The sequence below is a fragment of the Lysobacter soli genome, from assembly GCF_003382285.1.
GTDB classification, from domain to species: domain Bacteria; phylum Pseudomonadota; class Gammaproteobacteria; order Xanthomonadales; family Xanthomonadaceae; genus Lysobacter_J; species Lysobacter_J soli.
Genome location: NZ_QTJR01000001.1, coordinates 189,215 through 201,041 on the forward strand (window position 1 = coordinate 189,215; position 11,827 = coordinate 201,041).

At 67.7% G+C, this 11,827-nt stretch carries 13 protein-coding genes; 12 read left to right on the plus strand and 1 reads right to left on the minus strand.

Annotation, left to right across the window (positions count from 1 at the left end; all coding sequences use genetic code 11):
• The first annotated feature begins 262 nt into the window (after nucleotides 1–262).
• The 7 genes from DX912_RS00815 to DX912_RS00845 all read left to right on the plus strand — a co-directional run bounded on the left by DX912_RS00815 (nucleotide 263) and on the right by DX912_RS00845 (nucleotide 5,470).
• A complete protein-coding gene (locus DX912_RS00815) occupies nucleotides 263–670 on the plus strand; it encodes a hypothetical protein (protein WP_115840566.1) in 408 nt (135 codons plus the stop codon).
• Nucleotides 671–673: 3 nt separating this feature from the next.
• Nucleotides 674–1,042, plus strand: coding sequence for a GntR family transcriptional regulator (locus DX912_RS00820; RefSeq protein WP_115840567.1), 369 nt, complete (start codon nucleotides 674–676; stop codon nucleotides 1,040–1,042).
• A complete protein-coding gene (locus DX912_RS00825) occupies nucleotides 1,039–1,929 on the plus strand; it encodes an ABC transporter ATP-binding protein (protein ID WP_115840568.1) in 891 nt (296 codons plus the stop codon). Before DX912_RS00820 ends, DX912_RS00825 begins: the two co-directional genes overlap by 4 nt.
• Nucleotides 1,926–2,984 (plus strand): hypothetical protein, encoded by a 1,059-nt coding sequence (locus tag DX912_RS00830; RefSeq protein ID WP_232338557.1) that lies wholly within the window; start codon nucleotides 1,926–1,928, stop codon nucleotides 2,982–2,984. The genes DX912_RS00825 and DX912_RS00830 overlap by 4 nt, the downstream gene beginning before the upstream one ends.
• A 221-nt stretch (nucleotides 2,985–3,205) precedes the next feature.
• Nucleotides 3,206–3,898 carry a GDSL-type esterase/lipase family protein gene (locus DX912_RS00835; RefSeq protein WP_181902654.1) on the plus strand — a complete coding sequence of 231 codons (693 nt, stop codon included), beginning with the start codon at nucleotides 3,206–3,208 and terminating at the stop codon, nucleotides 3,896–3,898.
• Between the two features lie 23 nt (nucleotides 3,899–3,921).
• Nucleotides 3,922–4,755 carry a DUF4097 family beta strand repeat-containing protein gene (locus DX912_RS00840; protein WP_115840570.1) on the plus strand — a complete coding sequence of 278 codons (834 nt, stop codon included), beginning with the start codon at nucleotides 3,922–3,924 and terminating at the stop codon, nucleotides 4,753–4,755.
• Nucleotides 4,756–4,783: 28 nt separating this feature from the next.
• Nucleotides 4,784–5,470: a YggN family protein gene (locus tag DX912_RS00845; protein WP_147298533.1), complete on the plus strand. Its 687-nt coding sequence runs from the start codon at nucleotides 4,784–4,786 to the stop codon at nucleotides 5,468–5,470.
• Between the two features lie 202 nt (nucleotides 5,471–5,672).
• Here DX912_RS00845 and DX912_RS00850 read toward each other — a convergent pair whose 3' ends face one another.
• Nucleotides 5,673–7,100 carry a class II fumarate hydratase gene (locus DX912_RS00850; RefSeq protein ID WP_115840572.1) on the minus strand — a complete coding sequence of 476 codons (1,428 nt, stop codon included), beginning with the start codon at nucleotides 7,098–7,100 and terminating at the stop codon, nucleotides 5,673–5,675.
• A 144-nt stretch (nucleotides 7,101–7,244) separates the two neighbouring features.
• Between DX912_RS00850 and purB the strand changes: the two genes are divergently transcribed.
• The 5 genes from purB to DX912_RS00875 all read left to right on the plus strand — a co-directional run bounded on the left by purB (nucleotide 7,245) and on the right by DX912_RS00875 (nucleotide 11,613).
• Entirely contained in the window at nucleotides 7,245–8,615 is a 1,371-nt protein-coding gene (gene purB, locus DX912_RS00855) for an adenylosuccinate lyase (protein WP_115840573.1), read from the plus strand.
• A gap of 88 nt (nucleotides 8,616–8,703) precedes the next feature.
• The gene (locus DX912_RS00860; protein WP_181902655.1) at nucleotides 8,704–9,042 is read left to right on the plus strand and encodes a VOC family protein; all 339 of its coding nucleotides are present in this window, start codon (nucleotides 8,704–8,706) and stop codon (nucleotides 9,040–9,042) included.
• Nucleotides 9,039–9,440: a VOC family protein gene (locus DX912_RS00865; protein ID WP_115840575.1), complete on the plus strand. Its 402-nt coding sequence runs from the start codon at nucleotides 9,039–9,041 to the stop codon at nucleotides 9,438–9,440. The genes DX912_RS00860 and DX912_RS00865 overlap by 4 nt, the downstream gene beginning before the upstream one ends.
• Nucleotides 9,437–10,708: a cupin domain-containing protein gene (locus tag DX912_RS00870; protein WP_115840576.1), complete on the plus strand. Its 1,272-nt coding sequence runs from the start codon at nucleotides 9,437–9,439 to the stop codon at nucleotides 10,706–10,708. Before DX912_RS00865 ends, DX912_RS00870 begins: the two co-directional genes overlap by 4 nt.
• Complete coding sequence (locus DX912_RS00875) at nucleotides 10,705–11,613, plus strand: GNAT family N-acetyltransferase (RefSeq protein ID WP_115840577.1); 909 nt, start codon at nucleotides 10,705–10,707, stop codon at nucleotides 11,611–11,613. Before DX912_RS00870 ends, DX912_RS00875 begins: the two co-directional genes overlap by 4 nt.
• The last annotated feature ends 214 nt before the right edge of the window (nucleotides 11,614–11,827 follow it).

The following is an 11,827-nucleotide window of genomic DNA, read 5'->3' on the forward strand; positions in this document are numbered from 1 at the left end:
ACGCACGAGGTCGTGAAGCGATCGGTGCGTGCGCGGCGGGGATTTGCGTGCATCGGCGCGAGCGCCAGCCGACATCCACCGCAAAGACACGGGCTCATCCGAACGGGATGCTTGCGGATTGGCCCACGGCTCCCGCCTGAACAGGCCAGCTCCCCACCGCCCGTCGGCTATGCCATCAGTTGGGTAGAAGCCGGTTGACTGGTCGTAATTTGGTGTTATAGTTGCCTACAACACCGGTCTACTAACGAGCAGGACGTTCACCATGAACCGCAGGTTCCAGAACTCCCTCACGGCACTCCTGGCTTCCGCTTCCGCCCTGGCGCTGTGCCTGGCGCTGGCGATGCCGTCCCCGCACGAGGCCCGCGCCGAACACATGGCCGTGCAGATGGGGCCGTTCGACGCGACCTTCACGCCGTCGGACGCCTCGCGCAGCCAGCAGGACCATCTCGACGCGCTGACCCGGAGCATCGAACGCCAGGCCGACAAGGTCGAAACCCTGGCCGACGCCGCCACCCTGGCCGCCGAAATCGCCACCGCCACGGCCCTGGCCCAGGCGGTGAAGACCGCCGGCGAGAACGACACCGAATCCGAACACAAGGCACGGACCGCCGCCCGGCATCGCCGGCAAACCCTCGTCATGCCTTACATCTCATTCGCACCGCGGGGCTGAACCATGACCGCAATCCAATGGAGCGACGGCGCTCCGATCTATCGCCAGCTGAAGGATCGCGTCATCGCGATGATGCTCGACGGGATTCTGAAGCCGGGGGACGCTCTGCCCTCCGTGCGCCAGGTCGCCGCCGAATACCAGCTCAATCCCATCACTGTCTCGCGCGCCTATCAGGAACTGGCGGACGAGGCTCTCGTCGAGAAACGCAGGGGTCTTGGCATGTACGTGACCGAAGAGGCGGCAAAGAAACTGCTGTTCAACGAACGCGAACGCTTCCTGCGCGAGGAGTGGCCGCTGGTGCTCGAACGCATCCTGCGACTGGGCCTCACCGCCGAAGACCTGCTCACCCCGGCCAAGGCAGGCTCGCCATGAACGCCTCCGCTTCGCTCGTCTCCGCAGCCGCCCCGGTCGTAAGCGCCCGCGGCCTGCGCAAGGCCTACAAGAACAAGCTCGCGCTGGACGACACCGCGTTCGAGATCCCCGCCGGCCGCATCGTCGGCCTGATCGGTCCGAACGGCGCGGGCAAGACCACCGCGCTGAAGGCGATCCTCGGACTGATTCCGTTCGAAGGCGAGCTGCGCGTGCTCGGTCGCGATCCGCGCACCGAACGCGACGAACTCATGCGCGATGTGTGCTTCATCGCCGACGTCGCGGTGCTGCCGCGCTGGATCCGGGTGAAGGAAGCCATCGACTTCGTCGCCGGCGTGCATCCGCGCTTCGATCGCGCCAAGTGCGAACGCTTCCTCGCCCACACCCAGCTCAAGCCGCAGATGCGCGTGCGCGAACTGTCCAAGGGCATGATCGTGCAGCTGCACCTGGCGCTGGTGATGTCCATCGACGCGCGCCTGCTTGTGCTCGACGAACCTACGCTCGGCCTGGACATCCTCTACCGCAAGCAGTTCTACCAGCGCCTGCTGGAGGACTACTTCGACGAGGAGAAGACCATCCTGGTCACCACGCACCAGGTCGAGGAAATCGAGCATATCCTCACCGACGTCATGTTCATCCGCGACGGCAAGGTCGTGCTCAACAACGACATGGAAACGCTGGGCGAGCGCTTCACCGAAGTGATGGTCAACGGCGACCGTACCGGCGAGGCCCGAGCACTGCAGCCGATCGACGAACGCGCCCTGCCCTTCGGCAAGACGGTGATGCTGTTCGACGGCGTACCGCGCGAACGACTGGCCGGACTGGGCGAAACCCGCACGCCGGGCCTGGCCGACCTGTTCGTCGCCACGATGAAGGGGACCTACGCATGAACGCGATCAACGAATCCCAGGAATTTCCCCGCTCCGCCGCGGTAGCGGCGACGCATCCCACGCACACGTTCAAGATGCTGCTCCGGCGCGAGTTCTGGGAGCACAAAGGCGGTTTCCTGTGGGCCCCGCTGGTGGCCGGCGCGATCCTGCTGGTGCTCACGCTGATGGGCATTGGCGCGGGCGAAGTGCTGCTGCGCAAGGTGCCCGACCGCGCGACGATCAACGTCGAAGGCGGCAGCTTCCAGGTAAACGGACTGGATCTTTCGCAGCTCACCGCGAAGATGAGCCCGAGCGAGCTGCACGAGTTCGGCGGCGTGATCGACGCCAGCCTGTACATGGCAGCGAGCTGGCCCTTCATCGTGCTGGCCTTCGTGGTGTTCTTCTATTGCCTGGGCAGCCTGTACGACGATCGTCGCGACCGCAGCGTGCTTTTCTGGAAATCGCTGCCGATCTCCGATCGCGACACGGTGCTGTCGAAGGTCGCCAGCGCGACATTGATGGCGCCGGCCATCGCCGCCATCGCGGCCATCGCGACGGTGTTCGGTTCGATGGTGGTCTACAGCTTCGCGGTGCTGCTGCACGGCGGTAACCCGGTCACGATGCTGTGGGGCCCGGCGAGTCCGCTCAAGGTGAGCATGCACCTGCTCGCATCGATCCCGGTGTACGCACTGTGGGCGCTGCCGACCGTGGGCTGGCTGATGCTCTGCTCGGCCTGGGCCAAGAGCAAGCCGTTCCTGTGGGCGATCATGATCCCGATCTTCGCCGGCATCTTCGTCAGCTGGTTCGACCTGATGCAGCTGTTCGACCTGGAAACCGGCTGGTTCTGGAAGAACGTCGTGGCCCGCAGCCTGCTGAGCGTGGCGCCGGGTTCGTGGTTCGACGCGGCGCAGCTGGGCGACGTCGACGTCGACGGCCCGCAGGCGATCCACTCGGTGCTGAGCCTGCGCACGATGTACTCGGTCCTCGCCACGCCGCAGCTGTGGGTGGGTGCGCTGGCCGGCGCGGTGATGATCTTCGGCGCGATCCGCCTCCGCCGCTGGAGGGATGAGGGATGAGCCGCGCTGCTGCGGACCACTGGTCCGCAGCGCGGCGAATGACTGGCCAGGGATGGCCAGTCAGGGCGATCCGAAGCCCGCACCGTAACGCCAGGGAAGGCGGCAGCGATCACACCGAAGTGGAAGCCGCGCCACGACGCCGGATGACTGTCTATCGCACGTCGGGCACTCGCAGAAACCTCAAAAACGGCTACGCCGCCCCGATCACCAAGGACCCCCCGATGCGCCCGAAGTTCGCCGCCCTGCTCTGCTTCGCACTGTTCTCCGCATCGCTTCCCGCGCTGGCCGCCAATCGCGCCGCCGACGCGTCCCCCGACACCGTCCTGATCGTCGGCGACAGCCTCAGCAGCGCGCACCGCATGGAGGCGACGCAGGGCTGGGTCTCGCTGCTGCAGGCGCGCCTCGCCACCGAAACTGAAACCCCGCCCGCCATCGTCAACGCGAGCCGCGGCGGCAAGACGCTGACCGACGCGCTGGGGGAACTTCCCGGCCTGCTCGAACAGCACCATCCCGATGTCGTCGTGCTCGAGCTCGGCGGCAACGACGCGATCCTCGGCGTGAAGCGCGATGCCATCGAACGCGATCTCTCGCGCCTGATCGAACTGTCCCGCGCGCAGGGCGCGAAGGTGGCGATCCTCGGCTTCGTCGTACCGCCGGCCTTCGACAAGGACGGCTCGGCGAATCTGCTGCGCGAGGCCTACGCGACCGTCGCAAAAAGCGCCGACATCGCGCTCCTGCCGTCGCTGCTCGGCGACATTTCCGCGACGCCGGCGCTGCTGCAGGACGACGGCATCCACCCGAATGCGGCCGCGCAGCCGCGCGTGCTCGACAACGCCTGGCCGACGCTGCGACCGCTGCTGCTGGGCGATGCGACGGGCAATGCAACCGTGCGCACCTCGGGCGCATCCAAGTAGGGCCTATCACGGAGAGACCCGCCATGCGCAAGCCCACCGTCGCCTTTGCCCTGCTTCCCCTCGCCCTGTTCGCCGGCCAGGCCTTCGCCGACGAATGCAAGCACTCCGAACCGCACAACCTCACGCTCGACTTCAACGGCGTGAAGACCGTGATGTTCGACATGGGCCCGCACGACCTCACCGTCACCGCATCGCCCGGCGCGAAGGGCGCCGTGCAGGGCAAGGCCTGCGCGTCCAATCCCGACCGATTGAAGGAACTGACGCTCACGCAGAAGCGCGTGGGCGACAAGATCATCGTCACGGCTGAGCGCGCGGACACCATCAGCATCAGTTTCGGCAGCGCGAACTACGCCTACCTCTCGCTCAACGCGACCGTGCCCGACAACGTGCTGGTGCAACTGGACGTCGGCTCGGGCGATGCGCGCGTCAGCGGCGCGGCGGCGATGAGCGCCGATGTCGGCTCCGGCGATGTCGAGGCCCGCAACATCCGCGGCCTGGTCACCGCCGACGTCAATTCCGGTGACATCGAGCTGGACACGATCGGTTCGCTTCGCGTGCTGTCGGTCGGTTCGGGCGATCTGACGGCACGCCGCGTCAAGACGAATGTCGACGTCGGCAGCGTAGGCTCTGGCGACATCGACCTTCGCGATGTCGGCGGCAACGTCAGCATCGAAAGCATCGGCTCCGGCGGGCTGGAAGCACAGAAAGTCGGCGGCAACGTCATCGCCGGCAAGATCGGGTCCGGCGGCCTGGACGCGCACGACGTCGCCGGCAACCTCACCGTACGCCGCGTCGGCAGCGGCGGCGTCGACCACAGCGGCGTGAGGGGCACCGTCAGCGTGCCCTCCGACGACTGATCCATCCACATCACCCGGGATGTTCGCCATGAACCTGCGTCTTTTCGCCCTCACTGCAGTCCTGTCCAGCGCGACGCTGCTGTCCGCATGCGATGCCACGACGTCTTCGCAACCGGCCGCGCAGAAGGCCGCAGACACCGGCGGCGTCGTGTCCGGTGCGGTGCAGAAGGCGTTGACGCAGGCGAAGAAGGAAATCGCCGAAGGCAACGTCAGCGTCAACAACAGCGGCACCGGCGGCAAGCGCGTCGAAATTTCACCCAAGGGCGATCTGCTGATCGATGGAGACCCGGTGGCGGTAACCCCGCAGCAGCGCACGCTGCTGCTGGAGTATCGCGGTCGCATCATCGATGTCGCGAACGCGGGCGTGACGATCGGCATGCACAGCGCCGACCTCGCCACGCAGGCGGTGACGCAGTCGATCAAGAGCGTCTTCACCGGCGGCTCGGGGGACGACATCGAGCGCAACGTCGAGGCGCAGGCGTCGAAGGTCGAAGCTGCGGCGATGGCGCTGTGCGACGCGCTGCCGGCGATGATGGAATCGCAGAACCGCCTCGCCGCGGCGATGCCGGAGTTCAAGCCCTACGCGAACATGACGCAGGCCGACATCGACGAGTGCCGCAGCGACGCGAAGCACAGGGGCGAAAAGGTGGCCGATTCGGCCGCCTCGGCGGCGGAGGAAGCGGCGAAGGCGGCCGAGGCGCCGACGAAGCAGTAAGTCTGGGGGGCGCGCAAGCTCGTGTCGCGGCGCCCCTGCTTTTGCCGTCATTCCCGCGCAGGCGGGAATCCAACGGACAGACGCATCACGGCCTTCGAAGGCCGTGACCGGGTGGATGCATGGATCCCCGCCTTCGCGGGGATGACAGCTAAAAATCGGGGATGACAGCTACGGGATGGCAGCTGAAAGAGACAGCGGCTGGTTAACCACCACCCCCACTCCCCTCATGGATCCCGCCGCGCGTAAGCGCCGCCGGATCCAGCAGTTCGCGCAGCTGCTTCAGCGATAGCCCGCTGCTCTCCGCTGCCACATCCAGCACCGGCCGGCCTTCCTTGTAGGCCTGCTTCGCGATCGCGGCGGCCTTCTCGTAGCCGATGATCGGATTGAGCGCGGTGACCAGGATCGGATTGCGGTCCAGCGCCTCGCGCACCCGATCCGGTCGCGGCTTCAGCCCGGCGATGGCGTCGTCGGCCAGCAGGCGCATCACGTTGCCCAGCAGCTGGATCGAATCGAGCAGGTCGTAGGCGATCAGCGGCAGCATCACGTTGAGCTGGAAATTGCCGCTCTGCCCCGCCACGGTGATTGCCGTGTGGTGGCCCATCACCTGCGCGCAGACCATGCAGGTCGCTTCGGGAATCACCGGATTGACCTTGCCCGGCATGATCGAACTGCCCGGCTGCAGTGCCGGCAATTCGATCTCGCCCAGCCCGGCCAGCGGGCCTGAATTCATCCAGCGCAGGTCGTTGGCGATCTTCATCAGCGCCACCGCCAGCGCGTTGAGCTGGCCCGACAGCTCCACCGCATCGTCCTGCGATGCGATGCCTTCGAACTTGTCGTCGGCCGATTCGAACTTGACGCCCGACAGCGCCGAAAGCGCCTTTGCCATGGCCTTGCCGAACCGCGCATCGGCGTTGATGCCGGTGCCGATCGCGGTGCCGCCGATGGGCAGCCGACGCACGCGGCCCAGCGCATCCTCGATGCGCGCCTGTGCCGACGCCAGCTGCGAGGCCCACGCGCCGAATTCCTGCGCGAAGGTGAGCGGCATCGCATCCATCAGGTGCGTGCGGCCGGTCTTGGTGACCTTGCCCAGCGCCTTGCCCTGGCGTTCGATCGTCCGGCGCAGGTGCTTGAGCGACGGCAGCAGCTGTTCGGTCGTGGCGATCAGCGCGCTGACGCGGATCGCGGTCGGGATCACGTCGTTGGAACTCTGGCCGAGGTTGACGTGATCGTTCGGATGGATCGCCTTGGCGACCTTGCCGCCGGCATTGGCCAGCGCCGCGATGACCTCGTTGGCGTTCATGTTGCTCGACGTACCCGAGCCGGTCTGGAACACGTCGATGGGGAACTGCGCGTCGTGCTCGCCCGACGCGACGGCCAGCGCTGCGGCGCGGATCGCCTGCGAGGCGCCCTTGCCCAGCAGGCCGAAGCCGCCGTTGACCTCGGCCGCCGCGGCCTTGATGAGGCCCAGCGCGCGGATGAACTCCCGCGGCATGGGGCGGCCGGAGATCGGGAAGTTCTGCACCGCCCGCTGCGTCTGCGCGCCCCACAGGGCCTGCGCGGGCACCTGCAACTCGCCCATGCTGTCTTTCTCGGTGCGGAAGCCGCTGTCGCGGCGGGCCTGCTTGGCCATAGGGGGTCCTCCGGTTCGGATGCGCCGAGCTTACGCCGGGCACGTTACGCGTGTTTCACCCTGCCCGGCCGGTCGCGAAGGGTCGCCCCGGGGAGCAGTAGTAGAATCGCGGTTTGCCTTCGCCATCTCCCACTGAAGCCCGCCATGTCCGTTGAAGCCCAGCTGCTCGCCCTGTCCCCGCTCGATGGCCGCTACGCCGGCAAGGTCGACGCGCTCCGCCCGATCTTCTCCGAGTACGGCCTGATCAAGGCGCGCGTGAAGGTGGAAGTGGAATGGCTACTGGCGCTGGCTGCAGAACCGGGCATCGTCGAGCTCGCGCCGTTCTCCGATGCCGCCGCCGCGCGCCTGCGTGCGCTGGTGGACACGCTCACGCCAGCCGATGCCGCGCGCGTGAAGGAGATCGAGCGCACCACCAACCACGACGTCAAGGCCGTGGAGTACTTCATCAAGGAACGCCTGAAGGACGACGCCGAGCTCGGCCCGGCGCTGGAGTTCGTGCACTTCGCCTGCACGTCCGAGGACATCAACAACCTCAGCTACGCGCTGATGCTCAACGAGGCGCGCCAGTACGTGCTGCTGCCCAAGCTCGACGAGCTGATCCAGAAGCTGCGCGCGATGGCGCACGAACACGCCGCTCTGCCGATGCTGTCGCGCACCCACGGCCAGACCGCCTCGCCGACCACCGTCGGCAAGGAAATCGCCAACGTCGTCGCGCGCTTGCAGCGCCAGGGCGAAACGCTCGCCGCCGCGCGCATGCCGGGCAAGATCAACGGCGCGGTCGGCAACTACAACGCGCACGTCGCCTCGTATCCGGACATCGACTGGCCGGCCTTCTCCGAACGCTTCGTGCATTCGCTCGGCCTGAACTGGCAGCCGTACACCACGCAGATCGAACCGCACGACGGCATCGCCGAAATCTGCGACGCCCAGCGCCGCATCGACACCATCGCGATCGACCTGTGCCGCGACGTGTGGGGCTACATCTCGCTGGGCTACTTCAAGCAGGCGGTGAAGGCCGGAGAAGTCGGCTCCTCGACCATGCCCCACAAGGTCAACCCGATCGACTTCGAGAACGCCGAAGGCAACTTCGGCATCGCCAACGCGCTGTTCGAGCATTTCGCGGCCAAGCTGCCGATCAGCCGCTGGCAGCGCGACCTCACCGACTCCACGGTGCTCCGCGCGCTCGGCACCGCGTTCGGCCACGCGCTGATCGGCTTCGACGCCCTGCTCCGCGGCCTGGGCAAGCTCAGCGCCAACCCGCAGCGCCTGGCCGAAGACCTCGACGCCGCGTGGGAAGTGCTGGCCGAAGCCGTGCAGACGGTGATGCGCCGCCACGGCCTGCCGAACCCGTACGAACAGCTCAAGGCGCTCACGCGCGGCCAGGGGATCAACGAAGCTTCGATGCGCGAGTTCATCGGCACGCTGGAGCTTCCCGCCGCCGACAAGCAGCGCCTGCTCGACATGACGCCGGGCAGCTACGTGGGCCTGGCGGAGAAGCTGGCGCGCGAGATCTGATCGGATTTCGCACGACCACTGCACGTAAACAGGATCCCTCATGACCGGCGATGCACCCGCCAACGGAATGACCGATCACGCGCAGGGCGTGCTCGAAATCGTCGGACCGGACATCGAGGGATCGCTGGCCTTCTACGCGGCGCTCGGCTTTGAAGTCGCGCGGCGCAGTGGCACGTTCGCCGTCGTGCACCGTGGTGACTTGCGCCTGTTTCTCGCGCAAGACGACAACGCGGCGACGGCTCCCCGCTGGACGAGCCTTCGCGTGATGGTCGTCGACGTCGACGCGTTGCACGATGACGCGCGTGCACGTGGCGTCGCGATCCTGCACTCGCCGCAGGATCGCCCGTTTGGCCTGCGCGAGTTCGTGGTGCGCGATCCGAACGGCCTTGACATCCGCTTCTGCCAACCCATCGCATCGATGCCATGAAGCTCCTCGTCAACATCGACGTGCCGGACGTACGCGAGGCGGAAGCCTTCTACACCGGCGCGTTTGGGTTGACGCCCGCACGGCGCTTCGGCGACGACGGCGTGGAACTGCTCGGCTTCGAAGCGCCGCTCTACCTGCTGCGCAAGGACGCCGGCTCCATCGGCGCCGGCAAAGCAGCACGCGACTACGCCCGCCACTGGACGCCCGTCCATTGCGACGTCGCCGTCGACGACCTCGACGCCGCACTCGCCCGCGCGCTTGCCGCCGGTGCGACGCAGGATTCCCCCATCCGCCAGGCCAACTGGGGCCGCATCGTCACCATCGCCGATCCGTTCGGACACGGCTGGTGCCTGCTGCAGTTCCTCGGCCGCGGCTACGACGAAATCGCCACGCCATGAACCGAAAGATCGCACCGAAGAAGAACGCTCCCGTGCGCACGACCGCCACCAAGACGGCGAAGTCGGCGCGCGCCGAACTGCCCATCGAAATCGACGCCCGTACGCTGCCGCCGCTCGGCATGACGCCCGAGCGCTTCCTGCGCGATTACTGGCAGAAGCGCCCGCTGCTGATCCGCAATGCGTTCCCCGATTTCGAGACGCCCGTCCTGCCGGAAGACCTCGCCGGCCTCGCGTGCGAGGAAACCGCGCTGTCGCGCATCGTCATGCACGACCGCGCGAACGATCGCTGGACGCTGCGCCATGGCCCTTTCGACGAAGACGAGTTCCCGGGCATGCCGCACCAGGACTGGACGCTGCTGGTGCAGGACGTCGACAAGTGGGATCCGGACATCGCCGCGTTGCTGGAGCAGTTCGGCTTCCTGCCGCGCTGGCGCATCGACGACGTCATGATTTCCTTCGCCGCGCCGGGCGGTTCGGTCGGCGCGCACGTGGACCAGTACGACGTCTTCCTGCTGCAGGCCTACGGGCATCGTCGCTGGCAGATCGACGCAGGCGCGAATCCGCCGCTCGACTTCCGCCCCGACGTCGAACTGAAGCTGCTGCGCGAGTTCAACCCGACGCACGAGTGGGTGCTGGGCCCGGGCGACATGCTGTACCTGCCGCCCGGCGTGCCGCACAACGGCGTTGCGGAAGACGCGTGCCTCACCTTCTCCGTCGGCATGCGCGCGCCGTCGGCGGCGGAACTGCTGGGCGATTTCGTGGACACGCTCGCGAGCGATGCGGACGATGCGCTGCGCTACACCGACCCCGACCTCGCGCCGTCCGCCGATCCCAACGAGATCGACACCGCCGCGATGAACCGCGTGGTCGAGGCGCTGAACCTGCTGCGCATGAACGATCCGGATCGCCTGGGCGACTGGTTCGGCCGCTTCATCACCGTGTACCGCGCGGGCGGCGAGGTGCAAAGCGGCGGCCAGGCGCGCTCGCGCATCGAGATCGAATGGGACCTGCAACACGGCGCCAGCCTGTTCCGGCACCCGTATTCGCGCATGGCGTGGCGGCGCGCGCATCGAAAGGGCGAGCCGGCGCGGCTGTACGTCAGCGGACACGACTATCCCCTGCCCGCCGACGACGCCGCGCTGATCGCCGACGCCGCGCAGCTCGACGGCGCCGGCTACGCGTCGCTGTCCGACGCCGGCCGCGATCTCGTGCAGGAGCTGATCCAGTCCGGCCACTTCAACCTCGCGCTGCCGGACGAAGAGGAATGAGCCGCCCGGACGCCGTGTTCACCGTCCAGGCGGTCGCCTTCGAGCAGGCCGCCGCGGAGCTGCGTGCCGTGCGCGACGTGGTCTTCGTGCAGGAACAGGGCGTCCCGGTGGAAATCGAACGCGACGCGCTCGATCCGTTGAGCCGGCACGTGATCGCCCGCGACGCGCAGGGCCGGGCCATCGGCACCGGCCGGCTTACGCCTGATCGGCGTATCGGACGCATGGCGGTCATCCCGGAATGGCGCAACCGCCGCGTCGGGGAGGCGCTGCTCAAGGCGTTGCTGGTCGAGGCCCGCACGCTCGGCTGGAACGAGATCACGCTGCACGCGCAGGTCGCCGCGCTGGCGTTCTACGCGCGACAGGGCTTCCTGCCGTACGGTGACCGCTTCGTCGAAGCGGGGCTGGACCACCAGTCGATGCGGCTCGTGCTGGGCGGGGTCAACCCCGTACTGCGGCGCGACGCTGGGCTGGCGGCGCTGCTCGGGGTCATCGAGGGCGCGCGCCGGCAGCTGCTCGTCTACAGCCGCGACCTCGATCCGGGGCTACTCGACACGGCCGAAGCGATGGCCGCCCTGCGGCGGTTCGCGGTCGGCGGCGGCGAGGTGCGCGTGCTGCTGCATGATCCGGACGCACCCCGGCGGGCGCTCGCCCCGCTGATCGGCCTGTCGCAGCGGCTGCCGAGTGCCTTCACGTTCCGCGCGATCGAGGAGCCGGTGGATCGCGACTACGCTTCCGCCTACGTGGCCAACGATGGCGGCGGCTGGTACTTCCGGACGCTCGGGCACCGCTTCGACGGCGAAACCCGGCTCGACGACGAAGCTCGCGCCCGCCAGCTGCGGGCCCATTTCACGCCGGTCTGGGAGCGGGCGCGCCCGTGCACCGAGTACCGGGCGCTGGGGATCTGAACGAATCCCCCGTCCCGTCCGGCGTTTACTCCGGCCTTGAACCCGCACGCCGCGCCCAAACGCTATTCACGGGCCAAAGCCGTCCGCGCGCCAACGCCCGCTTTTCGTCATCCGCCGGCATTCGCACTTCGACGTTGGTGTTAGCCGTTTGTCGGCGGTCAAGGGCTATAATTCCGAATCTTGGCGCCTGAATAGCCGCGCTCGCGCGCATCCA

Coding starts and splice junctions, on each gene's coding strand:
- DX912_RS00815 (WP_115840566.1), top strand. CDS start 263: ATGAACCGCAGGTTCCAGAACTCCCTCACGGCACTCCTGGCTTCCGCT.
- DX912_RS00820 (WP_115840567.1), top strand. CDS start 674: ATGACCGCAATCCAATGGAGCGACGGCGCTCCGATCTATCGCCAGCTG.
- DX912_RS00825 (WP_115840568.1), top strand. CDS start 1,039: ATGAACGCCTCCGCTTCGCTCGTCTCCGCAGCCGCCCCGGTCGTAAGC.
- DX912_RS00830 (WP_232338557.1), top strand. CDS start 1,926: ATGAACGCGATCAACGAATCCCAGGAATTTCCCCGCTCCGCCGCGGTA.
- DX912_RS00835 (WP_181902654.1), top strand. CDS start 3,206: ATGCGCCCGAAGTTCGCCGCCCTGCTCTGCTTCGCACTGTTCTCCGCA.
- DX912_RS00840 (WP_115840570.1), top strand. CDS start 3,922: ATGCGCAAGCCCACCGTCGCCTTTGCCCTGCTTCCCCTCGCCCTGTTC.
- DX912_RS00845 (WP_147298533.1), top strand. CDS start 4,784: ATGAACCTGCGTCTTTTCGCCCTCACTGCAGTCCTGTCCAGCGCGACG.
- DX912_RS00850 (WP_115840572.1), bottom strand. CDS start 7,100: ATGGCCAAGCAGGCCCGCCGCGACAGCGGCTTCCGCACCGAGAAAGAC.
- purB (WP_115840573.1), top strand. CDS start 7,245: ATGTCCGTTGAAGCCCAGCTGCTCGCCCTGTCCCCGCTCGATGGCCGC.
- DX912_RS00865 (WP_115840575.1), top strand. CDS start 9,039: ATGAAGCTCCTCGTCAACATCGACGTGCCGGACGTACGCGAGGCGGAA.
- DX912_RS00870 (WP_115840576.1), top strand. CDS start 9,437: ATGAACCGAAAGATCGCACCGAAGAAGAACGCTCCCGTGCGCACGACC.
- DX912_RS00875 (WP_115840577.1), top strand. CDS start 10,705: ATGAGCCGCCCGGACGCCGTGTTCACCGTCCAGGCGGTCGCCTTCGAG.